Source organism: Kitasatospora sp. CB01950 (assembly GCF_001905465.1).
GTDB lineage: Bacteria > Actinomycetota > Actinomycetes > Streptomycetales > Streptomycetaceae > Kitasatospora.
The window spans coordinates 735,223-754,893 of the sequence record NZ_LISX01000002.1 but is presented as its reverse complement, the minus strand read 5'-3'; the positions used below and the strand labels follow the sequence as shown (position 1 = coordinate 754,893).

The 19,671-nt window shown below is 73.6% G+C and carries 13 protein-coding genes; 9 read left to right on the top strand and 4 right to left on the bottom strand.

Going from position 1 to position 19,671, the window contains the following annotated elements; translation table 11 throughout:
• Positions 1–248 precede the first annotated feature (248 nt).
• The gene (locus tag AMK19_RS08190) at positions 249–1,028 is read right to left on the bottom strand and encodes a VOC family protein (RefSeq protein WP_073809304.1); all 780 of its coding nucleotides are present in this window, start codon (positions 1,026–1,028) and stop codon (positions 249–251) included.
• Positions 1,029–1,237: 209 nt separating this feature from the next.
• Here AMK19_RS08190 and AMK19_RS08185 point away from each other — a divergent pair, with 209 nt between their 5' ends.
• The 7 genes from AMK19_RS08185 to AMK19_RS08155 all read left to right on the top strand — a co-directional run bounded on the left by AMK19_RS08185 (position 1,238) and on the right by AMK19_RS08155 (position 12,944).
• The gene (locus AMK19_RS08185) at positions 1,238–1,807 is read left to right on the top strand and encodes an O-methyltransferase (RefSeq protein ID WP_073809301.1); all 570 of its coding nucleotides are present in this window, start codon (positions 1,238–1,240) and stop codon (positions 1,805–1,807) included.
• Positions 1,808–1,893: 86 nt separating this feature from the next.
• Positions 1,894–2,454, top strand: a complete 561-nt coding sequence (locus AMK19_RS08180) for a DUF421 domain-containing protein (RefSeq protein WP_073809298.1) — start codon at positions 1,894–1,896, stop codon at positions 2,452–2,454.
• Positions 2,455–2,685: 231 nt separating this feature from the next.
• On the top strand, positions 2,686–4,650 hold the full coding sequence (locus AMK19_RS08175) for an APC family permease (RefSeq protein ID WP_198953266.1): 1,965 nt from the start codon (positions 2,686–2,688) through the stop codon (positions 4,648–4,650).
• Positions 4,651–4,799: 149 nt separating this feature from the next.
• Positions 4,800–8,693: a Pls/PosA family non-ribosomal peptide synthetase gene (locus tag AMK19_RS08170; RefSeq protein WP_241844293.1), complete on the top strand. Its 3,894-nt coding sequence runs from the start codon at positions 4,800–4,802 to the stop codon at positions 8,691–8,693.
• On the top strand, positions 8,690–9,997 hold the full coding sequence (locus AMK19_RS08165) for a M1 family metallopeptidase (RefSeq protein WP_073809293.1): 1,308 nt from the start codon (positions 8,690–8,692) through the stop codon (positions 9,995–9,997). The genes AMK19_RS08170 and AMK19_RS08165 overlap by 4 nt, the downstream gene beginning before the upstream one ends.
• Before the next feature lie 78 nt (positions 9,998–10,075).
• Positions 10,076–11,482 (top strand): dihydrolipoyl dehydrogenase, encoded by a 1,407-nt coding sequence (gene lpdA / locus AMK19_RS08160; RefSeq protein ID WP_073809291.1) that lies wholly within the window; start codon positions 10,076–10,078, stop codon positions 11,480–11,482.
• A gap of 115 nt (positions 11,483–11,597) precedes the next feature.
• A complete protein-coding gene (locus tag AMK19_RS08155) occupies positions 11,598–12,944 on the top strand; it encodes a DUF2252 domain-containing protein (protein WP_073809289.1) in 1,347 nt (448 codons plus the stop codon).
• A 16-nt stretch (positions 12,945–12,960) separates the two neighbouring features.
• On the opposite strand, the gene AMK19_RS08150 is transcribed toward AMK19_RS08155, so the two are convergent.
• Positions 12,961–13,602, bottom strand: coding sequence for a hypothetical protein (locus tag AMK19_RS08150; protein ID WP_073809286.1), 642 nt, complete (start codon positions 13,600–13,602; stop codon positions 12,961–12,963).
• Between the two features lie 737 nt (positions 13,603–14,339).
• Here AMK19_RS08150 and lanKC point away from each other — a divergent pair.
• Together lanKC and AMK19_RS08135 are read left to right on the top strand one after the other, a co-directional pair.
• Positions 14,340–17,078 carry a class III lanthionine synthetase LanKC gene (gene lanKC / locus AMK19_RS08140; protein WP_073809282.1) on the top strand — a complete coding sequence of 913 codons (2,739 nt, stop codon included), beginning with the start codon at positions 14,340–14,342 and terminating at the stop codon, positions 17,076–17,078.
• Positions 17,075–18,352: an MFS transporter gene (locus tag AMK19_RS08135; protein WP_073809279.1), complete on the top strand. Its 1,278-nt coding sequence runs from the start codon at positions 17,075–17,077 to the stop codon at positions 18,350–18,352. The genes lanKC and AMK19_RS08135 overlap by 4 nt, the downstream gene beginning before the upstream one ends.
• A gap of 62 nt (positions 18,353–18,414) precedes the next feature.
• Here AMK19_RS08135 and AMK19_RS08130 read toward each other — a convergent pair whose 3' ends face one another.
• A complete protein-coding gene (locus AMK19_RS08130) occupies positions 18,415–18,621 on the bottom strand; it encodes a DUF397 domain-containing protein (protein ID WP_073809277.1) in 207 nt (68 codons plus the stop codon).
• Between the two features lie 217 nt (positions 18,622–18,838).
• A complete protein-coding gene (locus AMK19_RS08125) occupies positions 18,839–19,645 on the bottom strand; it encodes an AfsR/SARP family transcriptional regulator (RefSeq protein ID WP_073809275.1) in 807 nt (268 codons plus the stop codon).
• Positions 19,646–19,671 lie beyond the last annotated feature (26 nt).

Sequence of the window (19,671 nt, the reverse complement as noted above, 5' to 3'; positions counted from 1 at the left end):
CGCCCCGCAACGCGTCGCACCGCCCGCCCCGCAACGCGCCGCGCCGCCCGCCCCGCAACGCGTCGCACCGCCCGCCCCGCAACGCGCCGCGCCGCCCGCCCCGCAACGCGTCGCACCGCCCGCGCTCGGACGCGTCGCACCGCCCGCGCTCGGACGCGTCGCACCGCCCGCGCTCGGACGCGTCGCACCGCCCGCCGGGGGCGGACCCGGGCGGGCGGTGCGGCGCGTTGCGGTGCGGCGACGGCGGCCTACATCGGCTTCGGCTTGATCATCGCGAACGGCGCGCCCTGCGGGTCCGTGACCACCGTCATCCGGCCCGCGACCATGTCGAACGGCGGGGCCAGCACGGTGCCGCCGGCGCGCACCAGGGCGTCCACGGTGGAGTCCACGTCGTCCACCGAGAAGTACGTCAGCCAGTGCGCGGGTGTGCCGGGCGGGTCGTTGGCGAGCAGCGTGACACCGCCGACGTCGCGGCCGCCGACCTTCAGCGACCAGTAGTTGTCCGCGCCCTCCATCGGCTCGATGTCGGCGCCGAACGCGTCGCCGTAGAAGGCGGTGGCCGCCGGGACGTCACTGGTGTGCAGCTCGTTCCAGGTCACCGCGCCGGGCTCGTTGACCACCTTGGCGCCGAAGAACTCGCCCGGCTGCCAGACGCCGAACACCGCGCCCTGCGGGTCGGACGCGATCAGCATCCGGCCCAGCTTGCCGACGTCCATCACCGGCGCCAGCAGCGTGCCGCCCGCCGCGACGATCGCGTCCTGGGTGGCCTGCGCGTCGGTGGTGGCCAGGTAGCTGGTCCACACGGTCGGCGGCTCCGGCATGCCCTCGGGGGCCATCGCCGGGCCGATGCCGGCGACTGCCTTGCCGTCCAGCTCGCAGACCGCGTACCCGCCGAACTCGGCCGGGCCGCGCTTGCCCTGCCAGCCGAACAGGTCGCGGTAGAAGTCCAGCGCCGCCTGCTGGTCCTTCGCCATCAGATCGACCCAGCACGGCGTGCCGGTCGCGTACGGTGTGGTGACTTCGGGCATTTCTCGCTCTTTCCGGTGAGGCGATCCGGTGTACCCCCGACAGTCACCCTCGCGGCCCGCCCCGCGATCCGCCACCGGACGTGCGCCGACGGCGGCCGGGCCGCGCACCCGGCGGGCCGTCCAAGGTATGGACCAAGTCGAGTACTGTCGGGCGTCGTCGCTACGGTGGGAACGTCGCTGACGGACCGTCACTTCCGGAGGGCTGCGCCATGACGCTCACCACCTGCTCCCACTCCGCCACGCCCGCCGACGGCCGTACGACACCCGGGCCCGCGGCGCCGTGCGACGAGGTCACCGGCCAGCTGCTGCGCACCCTCGCGGCGGCCCGGCCGGGCGGACGCATCCTGGAACTGGGCACCGGCACCGGCGTCTCCGCCGGTTGGCTGCTGGAGGGGATGGACGCGGACGCCACCCTGCTCAGCGTCGAACAGGACCCCGTGGTGGCGGCGGTCGCGGCCGCGCACCTGGGCGCGGACCCGCGGCTGGAGCTGGTGGTCGGCGACGGCGCCGAACTGATCGACGCGCTGGCCGGCCGCCGCTTCGACCTGATCTTCGCGGACACCCGGCCCGGCACGTTCCACCACCTCGACCGGACGCTCGACCTGCTGGCCACCGGCGGCCAGTACCTGGTCGACGACCTGCTCCCGCAGCGGAACTGGCCCACCGACCACGCCCGCGCCGTCCGCACGCTGATCGACCGGCTCACCACCGACCCCCGCCTGCACACCACCTACCTGGACTGCTCCACCGGCCTGCTGCTCGCCACCCGCCGCCGCTAGGGCCGCCCAGGGCCGATGGGCCGGACGGGGGAGTGCGGGCGTGGGGGCGGGGGACGCCGATCGTGCCGGTGCCTACGGTGGCGGGCATGTGGCACGACATGTTCCAGGCAGGGATCTCGTACAGCGAGAAGACGCTGCGCACCGTGCTGGTCTACCTGGCGCTGCTCGTGCTGCTGCGGCTGATCGGCAAACGCGGCCTCGCCCAGCTGAACACCTTCGACCTGGTGGTCATGCTGCTGCTGTCGAACGTGGTGCAGAACGCGGTGATCGGCAACGACAACTCGCTGGTCGGCGGCCTGTACGGGGCACTGGTGCTGCTGCTCACCGACTGGGTGCTGGTACGGCAGGCCGCCCGCTGGGACTGGTTCAACCGGCTGCTGGACGGCACGCCGACGGTGCTCGGCCGGGACGGCGCGTACGACCGGCGGGAGGTCGCCCGGCAGGGCATCCGGGTGCCGGACCTGGACGTGGCGATCCGCCACCAGGGCGGCGACTCCGTCGAGGAGACCTCGCTGATCGTGCTGGAACCCGGCGGCACCCTGCTGGTGCGGCTGAAGGACGGCGACCAGGTCGCCGACAAGAACGACGTGGCGGCGCTCAGGGCCGTGCTGGCCGCCATCGAGGCGCGACTGCCCGCCACCGGCTGACCGTTCTGTCCCGATTTGGGGCGTCCTGATGCAGACATTGACGAATCCTTAACGGCAGGCGTTAACGCCGTCCAGGCCTTCGATTCGATCACCCGCACCCGCTCTGGCCTGCGGAAATGTGGTCAGTCCGACCATCGGACGGGCTGCTTGTCTTAACGGCGATGACGCATACGCTCCCGTGCTGTGTTCAACCTCCCCCAGGCGCTCAAGCGCCTCGTGATCGGCCGCGCCATGCGCAGCGAGGAGCTCGGCGAGACGCTGCTCCCCAAGCGGCTCGCGCTGCCGATCTTCGCCTCCGATCCGCTCTCCTCGGTGGCCTACGCGACCGGCGAGATCCTGCTCGTCCTCACCGTCGGCGGCACCGCCTTCCTCTACCTCACCCCCTGGGTCGGGCTCGGCGTGATCGGCCTGATGGCCGTGGTGGTGATGTCCTACCGGCAGGTGGTGCACGCCTACCCCAGCGGCGGCGGCTCCTACGAGGTGGTCTCCCGCAACCTCGGCGCCAACTCCGGCCTGGTGGTGGCCGCTTCGCTGCTGGTCGACTACGTGATGACGGTCGCCGTCTCGGTGGCCTCCGGCGTCGACAACATCATCTCCGCGTTCGGCTCGCTCGCCGAGTACCGGGTGGCGCTGGCCGTCGGCTTCGTCGCGCTGCTCACCGCGATGAACCTGCGCGGCGTCCGCGAGTCCGGCCGGGCCTTCGCCGCCCCCACCTACCTGTTCATCGGCGGCATCCTGCTGATGGTCGTCACCGGCCTGATCCGCCTGGCCTTCGGCGACAATCCGCAGGCCCCCACCGCCGCCCTCGGCGTCGCCGCCGTCGACGGCAAGGACACCCTCCAGGGCCTCGGCCTGCTGATGCTCGGCCTGCGCGCCTTCGCCTCCGGCTGCACCGCGCTCACCGGCGTCGAGGCGATCTCCAACGGCGTCCCCGCGTTCCGTGCCCCCAAGTCCCGCAACGCCGCCGCCACCATGACCGTGATGGGCGTCGTCGCCGTGGTGATGTTCGCCGGCGTCACGCTGCTCGCGCTCACCTCGCACGTCCACTACGTCGAGGACGCCTGCCGGTTGACCGGCCTGGCCGGCGACTGCCACTCGTACACCCAGCAGACCGTGATCGCGCAGCTCGCCGCGACCGTCTTCGGCGGCTCCGACACGCTGCTGTTCTACTTCATCCAGGCCGTGACCGCGCTGGTGCTGATCCTCGCCGCGAACACCGCCTTCAACGGCTTCCCGCTGCTCGCCTCGATCCTCGCCCAGCACCGCTACCTGCCGCGCCAACTCCACACCCGCGGCGACCGGTTGGCCTTCTCCAACGGCATCATCGCGCTGGCCGTGGTGGCCGGCGGACTGCTCTGGTTCTACAAGGCCGACGTCACCAGCCTGATCCACCTGTACATCCTCGGCGTGTTCACCTCGTTCACGCTCTCCCAGATCGGCATGGTCCGGCACTGGAACCGGGCCCTCGCCACCGAGACCGACCCGGCGGTGCGGGCCGGCGCGCAGCGCTCGCGCCTGATCAACGGCCTGGGCGCCGTCACCACCGCGCTGGTGCTGGTGATCGTCCTGATCACCAAGTTCACCCAGGGCGCGTGGCTGGCCGTGGTCGCCGCGCTGCTGCTCTGGCTCACCATGCGCGGCATCCGCCGCCACTACGACGCCGTCGCCGCCGAACTCGCCGTCGAGGACGTCGCCGCGGAGAGCTCCCGTCCGGGCCAGGTCCACGCCGTGGTGCTGGTCTCCAAGCTCCACAAGCCGACCCTGCGCGCCCTCGGCTACGCGGAGGCCTTCCGCCCGGACACCGTCGAGGCCGTCACCGTGGACGTCGAGCCGGAGGCCACGGCCGACCTGCGGGCGCAGTGGGACGCCAGCGGCCTGGACGTTCCGCTCCGGGTGCTGGCATCGCCCTTCCGCGAGATCACCAAGCCGGTCGTCGCCCATGTCCGCGAGCTGAAGGCCGAGCGGCCCGGCGACGCGGTGGCCGTGTTCATCCCCGAGTACGTCGTCGGCCGCTGGTGGGAGAACTTCCTGCACAACCAGTCGGCGCTGTGGCTGAAGAGCCGGCTGCTGTTCACCCCCGGCGTGATGGTGATCTCGGTGCCCTGGCAGCTGACCTCGGCGAGCCGCCGCACGGGCCGTCCGGCGGGGCGGGCGCCGGGCGCGGTCCGGCGCGGCGAGCCCACGAGGGGGCGGTAGCGCCGCGGAGCCCCCGACGCCCCCGGGGGCTGTCGGGGGCTCGACTGCGAGGTTTGGTGCACCCCTGTTCACCTAGACTTGTCCGGGTTGTCACGTTTCAGATGCCTTAGGTTGACTGACGGGGAACCCAGGACAAGGACCGTATGGCCGTGATCACCGATTCCGACACCGCGTTGTTCCGTGCCCGACCCGCCTCCCCGCCGCGGACGCTGGTGGATGTGCTGGCGGCGACGGCGGCCGCGTTCCCGCAGGAGCCCGCGCTGGACGACGGGCGGGTGACGTTGAGCTATGCCGCCCTGCTGGGCGAAGTCGAGCGGACGGCACGGCAGTTGGGGGACGCCGGGGTCGGGCTGGGGGACCGGGTCGGGGTGCGGGTGCCGTCGGGCGGCAACGAGCTGTACGTGGCGATCCTGGGGGTGCTCGCGGCGGGGGCGGCGTACGTGCCGGTGGACTTCGAGGACCCGGACGAACGGGCCGAGCTGGTCTTCGGCGAGGCGGACGTCAACGCAGTGATCGGCGCGGACCTGCGGCTGGAGAAGGTGAAGCCGTCGGGGCACGGGGCCGGGAGCCCGACGCCGGAGCACGACGCGTGGATCATCTTCACGTCCGGTTCGACGGGCCGGCCCAAGGGCGTCGCGGTGACGCACCGCAGCGCGGCGGCGTTCGTGGACGCCGAGGCGGCGATGTTCCTCCAGGACGAGCCGATCGGGCCCGGGGACCGGGTGATGGCGGGGCTGTCGGTGGCGTTCGACGCGTCCTGCGAGGAGATGTGGCTGGCGTGGCGGCACGGCGCGTGCCTGGTGCCGGTGCCGCGTGCGCAGGTGCGCAGCGGGGCGGACCTGGGGCCGTGGCTGGCCGAGCAGGAGATCACCGTCATCTCGACCGTGCCGACGCTGGCGGCGCTGTGGCCGGCCCGGGCGCTGAACGAGGTGCGGCTGCTGATCTTCGGCGGCGAGGCGTGCCCGCCGGAACTCGCCGAGCGGCTGGTCACCGAGGGCCGCGAGGTGTGGAACACCTACGGCCCGACCGAGGCGACGGTCGTCGCGTGCGGGGCGCTGCTCACCGGCGCGCAGCCGATCCGGATCGGACTGCCGCTGGACGGCTGGGAGTTGGCGGTCGTCGACGAGGCCGGCGCGCCGGTGCCGATGGGCGGCAGCGGGCAGCTGGTGATCGGCGGCGTCGGCCTGGCCCGGTACCTGGACCCGGTGAAGGACGCCGAGAAGTACGCGCCGCTGGCCTCGCTGGGCTGGGAACGGGCGTACCGCAGCGGCGACCTGGTGCGGGCCGAGCCCGAGGGGCTGGTGTTCCTGGGCCGGGCCGACGAGCAGATCAAGCTGGGCGGCCGGCGGATCGAACTGGGCGAGGTCGACGCGGCGCTCCAGGCGCTGCCCGCCGTGTCCGGCGCGGCGGCCGCCGTCCGGACGGCACGCGGCGGCAACCAGCTGCTGGTCGGCTACCTGGTGGTCCAGGACGGCTTCGACCGGGACGCGGCCGTGGCCGCGCTGCGGGCCGAACTGCCCGCCGCGCTGGTGCCGCTGCTCGCCCCCGTCGACCACCTGCCGACCCGGACGTCCGGCAAGGTCGACCGGGACGCGCTGCCCTGGCCGCTGCCCGACCTGGAGACCTCCGGCCCCGCCGCACAGCTGTACGGCACCGAGGCGTGGCTGGCCGAGCAGTGGACGCAGATCCTCGGCGCCCCGGTGCGCGGCGCGGACGACGACTTCTTCGCGATCGGCGGCGGCTCGCTCGCCGCCGCCCAACTGACCACCCTGCTGCGCGGCCGCTACCCGGCCGCCTCGGTGCTCGACATCTACCAGCAGCCGACGCTGCGCAAGCTGGCCCGACTGCTGGAGAGGTCCGCGCAGTCCGCGGGCCCGGCCCGCACCGTCGAACCGACGCCGCGCCGCGCCCAGCTGCTGCAACTGCTGCTGATGCTGCCGCTGGCCACCCTCACCGGACTGAAGTGGTCGCTGGCGCTGGCCGCCCTCGGCACCGTGCTCAACCTGCTCGGCGACTACCCGTGGGCGCCCACCGCGCCCTGGTGGCTGCTCGCGGCCGGCGCGGCGCTGCTGTACTCGGCGCCCGGCCGGCTGGCGATCGCCGCCGGCGGCGCCCGGCTGCTGCTGCGCGGCGTCGGCCCGGGCAGCTACCCGCGCGGCGGCAGCGTGCACCTGCGGCTGTGGACGGCGGAGCGGCTGGCGGAGGCGTCGGGCGCGGTGCAGCTGTCCGGGTCGTGGCTGGTCAGGTACGCGCGGGCACTGGGCTGCCGGGTCGCCCCGGACGTCGACCTGCACGCGCTGCCGCCGGTGACCGGCCTGCTGCGGCTCGGCAAGGGCTGCTCGATCGAGAACGAGGTGGACCTGTCCGGCCACTGGCTGGACGGCGACCGGCTGGAGATCGGCGCGCTGCGGATCGGCGCGGGCGCCGTGGTCGGCACCCGCTCGACGCTGCTGCCCGGCGCGAAGATCGGCAAGCGGGCCGAGGTCGCGCCCGGCTCCGGCGTCACCGGCCACGTCCCGACCGGCCAGCGCTGGGCCGGCGCGCCCGCCGTGAAGACCGGCAAGGCCGAACGCGGCTGGCCCAAGCAGCGCCCGCCGCGCACCCTGCGCTGGTCGGCCGTCTACGGCGCCACCGGCTTCGTGCTGTCCGCGCTGCCGCTGCTGTCCGCGCTGCCCGCCCTGCTGATCGCCGCGCAGTTCGTGCACCCCGGCGACAGCCTGGCGCAGGCCCTGAAGGGCGCGCTGCTCGCCCTCGTCCCCGCCACGCTCGCCTACGGGCTGGCGTACGCCGCGAAGGTGCTGATCGGGGTCCGGCTGCTGTCGCGGGGGCTGCGCACCGGCTACCACCCGCTGCACGGCCGGATCGGCTGGCAGGCGTGGACGGTCAGCCAGCTGATGGACCTGGCCCGGGAGACGCTGTTCCCGCTGTACGCAGCGCTGATCACCCCGGTGTGGCTGCGGCTGCTCGGCATGCGGGTCGGCAAGGGCGCCGAGGTGTCGACCGTCCTCGCGCTGCCCAGCCTGACCACGGTCGGCGACGGGGCGTTCCTCGCCGACGACACCCTGATCGCCCCGTACGAGCTGGGCGGCGGCTGGGTGCGGATCGGGCGGGCCGAGATCGGCGAGCGGGCGTTTCTCGGCAACTCCGGCATGACGGCGCCCGGCCGGGCCGTCCCGGACCGGGGCCTGGTCGGGGTGCTGTCGGCGACGCCGAAGAAGGCCAAGCGCGGCAGCTCCTACCTGGGCATGCCGCCGGTCAAGCTGCCCCGGGCCGCCGACACCGCCGACCTGGCGCTCACCTACGAGCCCCCGGCCCGGCTGCGCTGGGCGCGCGGGGCGACCGAACTCGGCCGGATCGTCCCCGTGCTGGCCTCCGCCGCACTGGCCGTGCTGACCGCCGCCGCGCTGTGCGCGCTCGACCGGCCGCTGCTGTCCGGACTGGTCCTGCTGGCCGCCGGCCTGGTCGCCTGCGCCGTCTCCGCCGCCGCGAAGTGGCTGCTGGTCGGCCGCTTCCGGGCCGTCGAGCACCCGCTGTGGTCCGCCTTCGTGTGGCGCAACGAGCTCGCCGACACCTTCACCGAGGTGCTGGCCGTGCCCTGGCTGGTCGGCCGCGTCGCCGGCACGCCCCTGATGACGCTGTGGCTGCGCTCGCTCGGCGCCCGGATCGGGCGCGGCGTGTGGAGCGAGAGCTACTGGCTGCCCGAGGCCGACCTGGTCACCCTCGGCGACGGCGTCAGCATCAACCGGGGCTGCGTCCTGCAGACGCACCTCTTCCACGACCGGATCATGCGGCTGGACACGGTGGAGCTCCGCGCCGGATCCACCCTGGGCCCGGGCGGGATCGTGCTGCCCGGCAGCACCGTCGGCGAACGCGCCACCCTCGGCCCGGCGTCCCTGGTGATGCGCGCCGAGACGGTGCCCGCCGACACCCGCTGGCTCGGCAACCCGATCGAGGCCTGGCAGCAGGAGGACGCGCAGCAGGAGGACGCGCACCAGGAGGACACGCAGCAGGAGGACGTGCAGCAGGAGGACACGCACCGGTGAGCGCCGACCCGTACTTCCCCCGCAACGGGGACCCCCGCTACCGCGCCCACCGCTACGAACTCGCCCTCGACTACCGGCCCGGCCCCAACCGGCTGGCCGCCTCCGCCCGGATCTCCGCCATAGCGGGACCGGAGCCGCTGCGCGAGTTCACCCTCGACCTGGCCGCGTTCCGGCTCGGCAAGGTCCTCGTCGACGGCCGGCCCGCGCACTACGCGCACCGCGACGGCAAACTGCGGATCAAACCCGCCAAGGCCCTCGCCGCCGGCGCGCACTTCACCTGCGAGGTGCACTGGTCCGGCAACCCGCGCCCGGTCCGCAGTCCGTGGGGCGGCGTCGGCTGGGAGGAGATCGAGGACGGCGCCCTCGTCGCCTCCCAGCCGATCGGCGCGCCGTCCTGGTTCCCGTGCAACGACCGGCCCGCCGACAAGGCCGCCTACCAGCTGACCGTCACCACCGCGACCCCGTACACCGTCGTCACCGGCGGACGGCTGCTCAGCCGCACCACCCGCTCCTCCGCCACCACCTGGGTCTACGAACAGCCCGCGCCCGCCGCGTCCTACCTGGTCGGGCTGGCGATCGCCCCGCTGCGCGAGTTCCCGCTGACCGAACGCGTCCCCGGGACCGTCCCGCAGATCGCCTGGGTGCCGCTGGCGCTGCAGGCCGCGTTCGAGCACGACTTCGGCCGGCAGCCGCAGATGATGAGCCTGTTCGAGGAACTGTTCGGCCCGTACCCGTTCGGCGAGTACACCGTCGCCGTGGTCGACGAGGAACTCGACGTCCCCGTCGAGGCCCAGGGCATGGCCACCTTCGGCCGCAACCACGTCGACGGGCAGCGCGGCTGGGAACGCCTGGTCGCCCACGAACTCGCCCACCAGTGGTTCGGCAACAGCGTCACCATCGCCGACTGGCGGCACATCTGGCTCAACGAAGGCCTCGCCAAGTACGCCGAATGGCTGTGGTCCGAGCGCACCGGAGGCCCCACCGCGCAGGCCAGGGCCGCCGACGCCCACCGCCAACTGCGCGGCCTGCCCCAGGACCTCGCCATCGGCGACCCCGGCAAACGGCACATGTTCGACGACCGGGTGTACGAACGCGGCGGCCTCACCGTGCACGCCCTGCGCAGCGCCCTCGGCGACGCCGCGTTCTTCCGCCTGCTGCACGGCTGGGCCACCGCCCACCGGCACTCCGTCGTCACCACCGACGACTTCGCCGCCCACGCCTCGCACTACACCGACCGCCCGCTGCGCCCGCTGCTCGACGACTGGCTGTTCCGGCACGCACTGCCCGACCTCCCCGAGCTCTGACGGTTCGTGACCTGATGTACTGACCCCATGGCCGCGAAGCCACCGTCGGTTGTCGAAGTCTTCGGAGGAACGAGGAACATGAGCACGCACTACGACGTGGTCGTCCTGGGCGCCGGCCCCGGCGGCTACACCGCCGCCGTCCGCGCCTCCCAGCTCGGTCTGCGCGCCGCCGTGATCGAAGCCAAGTACTGGGGCGGCGTCTGCCTGAACGTCGGCTGCATCCCCTCCAAGGCGCTGCTGCGCAACGCCGAGCTCGCGCACACCGTGCTGAAGGAGGCCGACCTGTTCGGCATCCGGGTCGAGGGCAAGGTGTCCTTCGACTACGGCAAGGCGTTCAGCCGCTCCCGGCAGGTCGCCGACGGCCGGGTCAAGGGCGTCCACTACCTGATGAAGAAGAACGACATCACGGAGTACGACGGCTGGGGCACCTTCGTCGACGACCACACCCTTCAGGTCGCGCTGCGCGGCGGCGGGTTCGAACTGGTCACCTTCGACCACTGCATCATCGCCGCGGGCGCCACCACCCGGCTGCTGCCGGGCACCTCGCTCAGCGAGCGGGTCGTCACCTACGAGGAGCAGATCCTCACCGAGCAGCTGCCGGAGTCGATCATCATCGCGGGCGCCGGCGCGATCGGCGTCGAGTTCGCGTACGTGCTGCACAACTACGGCGTCAAGGTCACCATCGTCGAGTTCCTGGACCGCATGGTGCCGCTGGAGGACGCCGACGTGTCCGCCGAACTCGCCAAGCAGTACCGCAAGTTGGGCATCCAGGTGCTGACCTCCACCCGGGTCGACGCGATCGACGACTCCGACCCGAACAAGCCGGTCCGGGTCACCGTCACCCGCGACGGCAAGCAGGAGGTGCTGGAGGCCGACAAGGTCCTGCAGGCGATCGGCTTCGCGCCGCGCACCCAGGGCTACGGCCTGGAGGTCACCGGCGTGCAGCTCACCGAGCGCGGCGCGATCGCCGTGGACGGCCGGGGCCGCACCAGCGTCGACCACATCTTCGCGATCGGCGACGTCACCGCGAAGCTGATGCTGGCGCACGCCGCCGAGGCGATGGCCGTGGTCGCCGCCGAGACCATCGGCAAGCACGAGACCATGGAGATCGACTTCGTGATGGTCCCGCGCGCCACCTACTGCCAGCCGCAGGTCGCCTCGTTCGGCTACACCGAGGCGCAGGCCCGCGAACTCGGCCACGACGTCAAGGTGCAGAAGTTCCCGTTCACCGCGAACGGCAAGGCGCACGGCCTCGGCCAGCCCGTCGGCTTCGTCAAGGTGATCTGCGACAACGCCCACGGCGAGCTGCTCGGCGCCCACCTGATCGGCCCCGAGGTCACCGAGCTGCTGCCCGAGCTGACGCTCGCCCAGCAGTGGGACCTCACCGTGCACGAGGTCGGCCGCAACATCCACGCCCACCCGACGCTCGGCGAGGCCGTCAAGGAGGCCGTGCACGGCCTGGCCGGCCACATGATCAACATGTAGTTCCCCTGTTCGGGTGAGCCCGGCCCGCCCCGGCGTCCTCCGTCCACCGACGGAGGACGCCGGGGCGGTACGTTCTCCGTCCACCACCCCCCCCGGACGCGAGGAGTCGGCCCGCATGGACGTCCCGTACCTGACGGTCGAGGAGCGCACCGAGATCGGCCGCGCCGCCCGCAAGCACGCCCCGCGCTCCACCGTCGGCCACTGGCGGGCCGCCGCCGACCGCCCCGACCCGCTCGACGTGCTGCGTGCGCAGGCCGCCGACCGGGTGCCCGAACTCGTCCCGATCCGCAATGGCCGGATGGCCGCCTCCCCGTTCGCGTTCCTGCGCGGCGCGGCCGCCGTGATGGCGAACGACCTCGCCACCGTCCCCACCAGCGGCCTCACCGTCCAACTCTGCGGCGACGCCCACCTGGTCAACTTCGGGCTGTTCGCCTCGCCCGAACGCGCCCTGGTGTTCGACCTCAACGACTTCGACGAGACCCTGCCCGGCCCGTTCGAATGGGACGTGCAGCGGCTCGCCGCCAGCCTTGCCGTCGCCGCCCAGGAGAACGGCGAGAGCCCCGAGGACGCCCACCAGGTGGTGCTGGACGCCGTCCGCGCCTACCGCGAACACCTCCGCGAACTCGCCCGCCTCGGCGAACTCGCCGTCTGGTACCGGCGCATCGACGCCCAGCGCCTGGCCGACGCCCTCAAGGGCAAGCCCCGCCGCCGGATCGAGGCCGACCTCGCCGCCGCCCGCCGCCGCGACAGCCTCCAGGCCGCCGGCAAGCTCACCGAGACCACCGCGAGCGGCCGCCGCCGCTTCAAGGACCAGCCCCCGCTGGTCGAACACATGGGCTTCGACACCGACGAGGTGCGCGGCCTGCTCACCGACTACGCCGACAGCCTCCCCGACGACCGCCGCCGCCTGCTCGACCGCTACCGCTTCGTGGACGTCGCCCGCAAGGTGGTCGGCGTCGGCAGCGTCGGCACCCGCTGCTACATCGTGCTGCTGGAAGGACGGGACGCCGCCGACCCGCTGATCCTCCAGGTCAAGGAGGCCCTGGCGTCCGCCCTCGAACCCCACCTGGCGCCCTGTCGGTACCGGCACCACGGCGAGCGGGTGGTCGCCGGGCAGCGGCTCATCCAGGCCACCAGCGACATCTTCCTCGGCTGGATGACCGGCCCCGCCGACCGCCACTTCTACTGGCGTCAACTGCGCGACATGAAGGGCTCCGCGGAGGTCGGCGCCATGGCCACCCGCGCCCTCCGCGCCTACGCGGCGCTCTGCGGCACCGCCCTGGCCCGCGCCCACGCCCGCTCCGGCGACCGCATCGCCCTCGCCGCCTACCTCGGCCGCGGCGACACCTTCGACCGCGCGATCGCCGCCTTCGCCCACCACTACACCCAGCTCAACGCCGCCGACCACACCCGCCTCACCGAAGCCGTCGCCACCGGCGAGGTCCAGGTCCAGGACGCCTGACCCCCACCGGCCGGCACTAGCGCAGGACCGGGCGGCCGGATTCCAGGTGGGCGAGGAGGCGGGCGCCGTGGACGCCCGGGGCGTCGAAGCAGCCGTCGTCCTCGTCCTGGTCGGTGCGGAGGAGGGCGGGGAGGAGGATCTCGGCGGCGGGCGGGGTGGCGAGGTCGTCGCGGTCCAACTCGGCCAGGGCGTAGGGCGGGGCGAGGACGGGGCCGGTCAGGGCGCCGGTGATCTCGTCGGGGAAGAAGCCGGCGGACAGGACGGTGACGCCCGCGTGCAGGTCGCCGCCGATCATCACCAGCTTGTCCGTCATGTGGCCGACGAACGCGCCGACCCGGACGGTGCCGCGGACCAGCAGCTTGGCGTCGCCGCCGAGGTAGATCGCGCCGGCGGTGAGGTCGCCGAGGACGACCAGCGCCGGGCAGCCGTCGTCCACGTTGAGGATCGCGCCGGTCACCTCCAGGTCGCCGTCGATCACGAACCCGGTGCCGTACGGCTCGGTCGCGTCCAGGTCGAGCGGGCCGGTGACGGTCAGGCTGCCGGAGTGGACGTCGTAGGTCTCGTCATAGAGGTTCTGGTAGCTGCTCAGAGGCAGTCCGCGGCTCTCGAAGAGCGCGCCGGATTCGTCCCAACTGTGGGGCGTGGCAGTGATGTTCATGGCGCGGAGTCTGCCACGCGGCACTGTCGGCGGAGGCTTCGGAGTGCTCTCGGAGTGCTCTCGGAGCGGGCCCTGGTGTTCTTGTCTCACACCGCACCGGCCGACCGGACGGGCGGAGGGAAACACACCGAGGAGCACACCATGGCGAACGTCCTGAACCTGCAGAAGATGATCACCGTCGAGGGTGGCAAGACCGAGCCCGAGGAGTCCTGGAGCATCTCCTCTTGCGACTCGCACAGCTGCTGATCCGTAGAGGCCTTCGGGGCCTCGGCGGCGCACTGCCGCCATGCCGCGCCGGCCGATCGGCCGGGCGGACGAAGCACATACCGCAGAGGAGCACACCATGGCGAACGTCCTGAACCTGCAGAAGATGATCATCGCCGAGGGCGACGCGACCAAGGACCAGGAGTCCATCAGCGTCTCGTCCTGCGACTCGCACAGCTGCTGACCCGCAGCGGTCTTCCGAAGTCCGGCGGCGCACTGCCGCCGCACCGCGCCGGCCGACCGGTCGGGCGGACGAAGTACACACCGCAGAGGAGCACACCATGGCGAACGTCCTGAACCTGCAGAAGATGATCGTCGTCGAGGGCGGCCCGATCGACGACCAGGAGGCCGTCAGCCTCTCGTCCTGCGACTCGCACAGCTGCTGACCGAAGAGGTCTCCCGGGCCCCGGCGAAGCGCTGCCGCCGGGGCCCACCCCTTGCCTCCGCACCATCCGTCCGGAAGGGAAACACCCGTGCTCTCCTGGCAATCGCTCCAGTACTACCTCCAGTTCGACCGCCGCTGGTACGAGACTGCCGACCGCCACCGCCCCGACCCGGCGCACCTCGCGGCCTTCCGTGAACTCGTCCCGGACGGCTGGGCGACCCGCCGGCGCGGCCTGTGGTTCATGGCCGACCCGCCGGGCCGCAACACCCCCGCACAGGGGTGGAAGCTGCACGTCACCGCGGAGGCGGCGGAGAGCGAGGAGGTACTGCGGCTCGCCCTGCCGGTGCTGTTCGCGCACAACGCGGCGTTCAAGTTCCTGATCGACCCGTGGTCGGTGGCCCTGACCAGCGGCAAGACCTTCTCCCGGACCGCCAGCGGCAAGTTCATCACGGTCTACCCGGCCGACGACGCCGAATTCCACGCGGTGGGCAAGGGGTTGGCCGAAGCGCTGGAAGGCCGCAGCGGCCCGTACATCCTCTCCGACCGGCGCTGGCCCGGCTCGACGGCCGTCTACTACCGCTACGGCGGCTTCTCCGCGATCAAGCGGCTGCGGGCCGACGGCATCAACGACCTGATGATCGCCACCCCCGACGGCACCCTGGTCCCCGACGTCCGCAACCCGTACTTCGAGTCGCCGGCGTGGGTCACCGACCCGTTCCCGCCCGAGGAGGCCGAGGGGGGAAGCGCGCTGAACGGGCGGTACCTGCCGACGTCCGCGCTGATGTTCGGCAACCGGGGCGGCGTCTACCTGGCCACCGACCGGGAGACCGGCGCGGAGGTGGTGCTCAAGGAGGCCCGCCCGGGCGTGCTGGTCGGGCGGCCCGGACGGGCGGCCGTCGAAGTGCTGGAGAAGGAGTACCAGGTGCTGTCGGAGCTCGCCGACACCGGGTACTACGTGAAACCGCTCGACTTCTTCCACGAAGGCGGCCACGCCTTCCTGGTCGAGGAGTACATCGACGGCCCGCACTACAGCCGCCACTGCATCACCACCAACCCCGTGATCACCGGCAAGTTGGACGGGGACAGCCTGCGCGCCTACTACCGCACGCAGCGCGACGTGTGGCGGCAGATCGCCGAAGGCATCGCCGCCGCCCACCGCCGCGGCATCCTGCTCGGCGACCTCTCGTACACCAACGTGCACATCACCAAGGACGGCCGGGCCGTGCTGCTCGACCTGGAGGCCGCCGTCCGCGAGGGCGTCGACCCGCACCTCGGCGTGCACACCGTCGGCCTCGCCAGCCCCCGGCTGCGCGCCACCAACCGCTACGACCGCGCCAACGACTGGCACTGCCTCGGCGCGCTGATCTTCTCCTCGATCATGGTGGTCAACAACATCACCGGCTTCCACCGCCCCGCCCAGGACCGGTTCCTCGACGCGCTCACCGAGGACCTCGCGCTGCCCGCCGAACTCTCCTCACTGATCCGGGACTTGACTGACCCGGAGGCCGTGGACGGCGACTTCGACCCGGACGAGCTGCTGAAGCGGATCGACGCCCTGCCGTTCGACGACCCGGCGCTGTGGACGTCCCCCGTCCCGCTCGCCGAGCCCGCCACCCGCCGCTACCGCGACCCCGAGGCCGTGCCCGGGCTGCGGGACGCCGACCTCGCCGCCACCGTCGAAGGCATCGCCGCCGAGATCGAGGCCGCCGCCGACGCGCAGCGCGCCGACCGGCTGTTCCCCAGCAACCCGCTGGTCCACCAGACCAACCCGCTCTCCCTCGCCTACGGCGCCACCGGCATCCTGTACGGCCTGCACCGGCTGCGCGGCAGCGTGCCCGACCGGCTGCTCGGCTGGACGCTCGCCAAGGACGTCGACCCCACCGCGTACCCGCCCGGCCTGTACCTCGGCCAGTCCGGCCTGGCCTGGGCGTTCGACGCGCTCGGCCACCCCGCCGTCGCCCGCGCGCTGATGGCCTCCGCCCGCCGCCACCCGCTGCGGCACGCCCTGCCCGGCGTCCTGCACGGCACCGCCGGCCACGGCCTCGCCGCCCTGAACCTGTGGCACCGCCAGCACGACCCCGAACTGCTCGCCGACGCCGTCGCCGACGGCGAACACCTCGCCGCCACCGCCGTGCACGGCCCCGACGGGCCGCACTGGCCGCAGGCCACCCCCGGCGACGACCGGCTCCGCACCCGGCTCGGCCACGGCCACGGCGCCAGCGGCATCGCCCTGTTCCTGCTCTACCTGCACCTCGCGACCGGCGAGGAACGCTGGTACACCCTCGGCCGCGCCGCACTCGGCCACGACCTCGCGCACGCCGGCCCGCTCCCCGGCGGCACCCTCGCCTTCCCGTCCCACGGCGGGCCCGCCGAAGGCCGCACCATCCTGCGCAACTACTGGGACGAGGGCACCGCCGGCGTCTCGGTCGCCGTCGTCCGCTACCTCGCCGCCCGGCCCGACGACGAACTCGCCGCCGTCGCCGAGGAACTGCTGCTCGACTCGGCCCGCCGCTACGCCGTCTTCCCGCACCTCGCGCACGGGCTCGCCGGACTCGGCAACGTCCTGCTCGACGCGGGCGAACTGCTCGGCGAACAGCGGTGGCTGGACGAAGCCCGCCGGGTCGCCGACGGCATCCTGCTCAGCCGGATCGAACAGGACGGCGAGATCCCCGGCGGCGTCGGCTTCCCCGGCGAACAGGCCCTGCGGGAGAGCTGCGACCTGGCCACCGGCTCGATCGGCATCGCGCTCTTCCTCGACCGGCTGCGCCTCGCCCGCCCCGGCACCCGCACCGACTTCCACTTCACCGTGGACGGACTGCTGCCGTGACCACCGACGTTGCGGCCGACGTTGCGCCCGACGTACGACCGGACCGGAACCGGCGCCTGCTGCGCCGGTTCCGGCTGGTCGGTGCGAACCCGATGTTCCGACGGCTGTGGATCGGCCAGTTCACCTCCGAACTCGGCAGCTCCATGAGCGTGTTGGCGGTGCCCATGCTGGCCGTCGCGGTCACCGGATCGCCCGGGAAGGCCAGCGTGCTCGCCACGCTGGGCTTCCTCACCACCTGGCTGACCGCCGCCCCGTGCGGCCAACTCGCCGACCGGATCGCGCCGCGCCGCCTGATGCTGGCCTGCGACACCGCCCGGCTCGCCGCCGTCAGCACCGTCGCCGTCTGGGCGCTGGCGGGCGGCCCGCCGCTGTGGCTGCTCGCCGTCACCACCGTCGTCTCCGGCACCGCGCTCACCGCGTTCGGGCCCGCCGCCGGCAAGATGCTGCGCACCCTGGTGCCCGCCGACCAGCTGCCCGAGGCGGTCTCCGCCAACCAGGTCCGCGGCTACAGCGCCTCCATCGTCGGCCCCGCCGCGGGCGGCGCACTGTTCGGCGTGGCCCGGGCGGTGCCGTTCGTCGCGGACGCCGCCAGCTACCTGGTCTCGCTGGCCTGCGTCCGCGGCCTGCCGTCCGGCGCCGGGGACGCCCCGACGGCGCGCGGCTGGCCCCGCCTGGGCGAAGGCTTCGCCGTCATCCGGCGCACCCCGTTCCTGCGGGCCAGTCTCGCCTACTCGGTGCCCGGCAACCTCGCCGTCTCCATGCTGATGTACGTGCTGCTGCTGCGGCCCGACGCGGCCGGCGGGGGCACCGGCCTGGCGTTCAGCGCCGCCGCCGTCTGCGGGCTGCTCGGCTCGCTGTTCGCGGCGGGCGCGTTCCGCCGCTGGGGCCTGTGGCGGCTGATGGCGGCCACCGCCTCGCTGCGGCTGCTCGCCGCCCTGGCCGCGGGCGTGCTGAGCGGCGGCCAGCTCGGCCCCGCGGCCGCCCTCGCCACCGTCCTGCTGCTCTCCCCCGTGGTGGGCGCGGCGCTCGGCACCACCACGATGCTGGTCGTCGAGTACGAGGTGTACGGCCGGGTCACCGGCACCACCTCGTTCATCGGCGGCGCGCTCCAGCCGCTCGCCCCGCTGGCGGCCGGCGCGCTGCTCCAGTCGGCGGGCGCGGGCGCGGCGCTGACCGTGGTGGCCGCGCTGTTCGGCGTGGCGCTGACGGCCGTCGTGCTGGGGCGGCGGAGCCTGGACGTGAAGCCGCCGGAGCCGGCCGGCCCGACCGCGTGACGAGGACCCCCGGCGCCGGTCGGCGGCAGGGGTCCTCGACGTCGGTCGCTGCGGGCGGGGGCTCAGCCGGTGCCGAAGACGCCCTCGGCGGCGGCGGTCGCGAAGGCCGCCCAGGCCTCGTTCGAGAAGCGCAGCTGCGGGCCGCTCGGGTCCTTGGAGTCCCGGACGGCCGTGGTCGCGGCGTTCGGCACCGCGATCTCGACGCACGCGCCGGAGCCGCCGCTGTAGCTCGACTTGCGCCAGGTCAGCTCGTCGGTGGTCCTGCTCATGGGGGTCGCTCCTCCAACTCGGCGTTCGGCATGGCGATCCACGGATCCGGAAGGGTCCGTCGATCTGAGGAGATCATAGGGACGTGGACATGCCGAAACATCGACCGGGCGAAGATCGGCCGCCCGGAAGTCCGATCATCGGCATTAACGGTGTCCGGGCGGTCCGGGCGTGGGAGGATGCTGCGGCCTCTGCCCTCGTGGCGTCAGGCGGGCGGCGTCAGGCGGGCTGCTTGACCGCCCAGGCCGGCTCCGCCGCGAGGGTCGGGTCGTGGACCAGGACGCGCCGGGTGAGGTGGGCCAGCTCGGGCCCGGGATGGACGCCGAGCTCGTCGCGCAGGGTGCGGCGGGCGGTGTGCAGGACGGCCGCCGCCTCGGCCTGGCGGCCGCTGCGGTACAGGGTCCGGGCCCGCAGGGCCCAGCCGGACTCGCGCAGCGGGGCCTCGGTGGTGAGCAGCGCGCACTCGGTGACGGCGAGGTGGTGGGCGTCCAGGGCGAGCAGCGCGGCGGCGCGGATCTCCCGTGCGGTGCAGCGCAGTTCGGCCAGCCGCCAGCGCTCGGGGTCGAGGAAGGCCAGGTGGGCGAGGTCGGAGAAGGCCGGGCCGCGCCACAGGGCGAGCGCCCGGTCCGCCGCGGCGAGCGCCTCCGCGGGGCGCCGGGCGTGGGCGGCCGTACCGGCCCGCTCGACGAGGGCGGCGAACCGGCGGGCGTCGAGCGCGTCCGGGCCGAGCCGCAGGCGGTAGCCGCCGGGCCCGTGGCACAGCACCGACGACGGGTGGCCGGCCGGGCGGCCGGGCTCCAGGGCGCGGCGCAGGTCGGTCACGCAGGTGTGCAGGGCGTGGCGGGGGTTGGCCGGCAGGCGTTCCTCCCAGACGGAGTCGATCAGGTGCTGCTCGGGGACGACCGCGTCGCCCGCCGCGACCAGCGCCGCCAGCACCGCGCGCGGCCGGGGTCCGCCGAGCCGCACCGGAGTCCCGTCGACCGAGGCCGCCATCGGGCCGAGGACCTGCACCGTCGTCTGTGTCATGGTCGCATCCATGGGAAGAGCCTGAC

Coding starts and splice junctions, on each gene's coding strand:
- AMK19_RS08185 (WP_073809301.1), top strand. CDS start 1,238: ATGACGCTCACCACCTGCTCCCACTCCGCCACGCCCGCCGACGGCCGT.
- AMK19_RS08175 (WP_198953266.1), top strand. CDS start 2,686: ATGCGCAGCGAGGAGCTCGGCGAGACGCTGCTCCCCAAGCGGCTCGCG.
- AMK19_RS08150 (WP_073809286.1), bottom strand. CDS start 13,602: ATGAACATCACTGCCACGCCCCACAGTTGGGACGAATCCGGCGCGCTC.
- AMK19_RS08180 (WP_073809298.1), top strand. CDS start 1,894: ATGTGGCACGACATGTTCCAGGCAGGGATCTCGTACAGCGAGAAGACG.
- AMK19_RS08155 (WP_073809289.1), top strand. CDS start 11,598: ATGGACGTCCCGTACCTGACGGTCGAGGAGCGCACCGAGATCGGCCGC.
- AMK19_RS08190 (WP_073809304.1), bottom strand. CDS start 1,028: ATGCCCGAAGTCACCACACCGTACGCGACCGGCACGCCGTGCTGGGTC.
- AMK19_RS08125 (WP_073809275.1), bottom strand. CDS start 19,645: ATGACACAGACGACGGTGCAGGTCCTCGGCCCGATGGCGGCCTCGGTC.
- lpdA (WP_073809291.1), top strand. CDS start 10,076: ATGAGCACGCACTACGACGTGGTCGTCCTGGGCGCCGGCCCCGGCGGC.
- AMK19_RS08130 (WP_073809277.1), bottom strand. CDS start 18,621: ATGAGCAGGACCACCGACGAGCTGACCTGGCGCAAGTCGAGCTACAGC.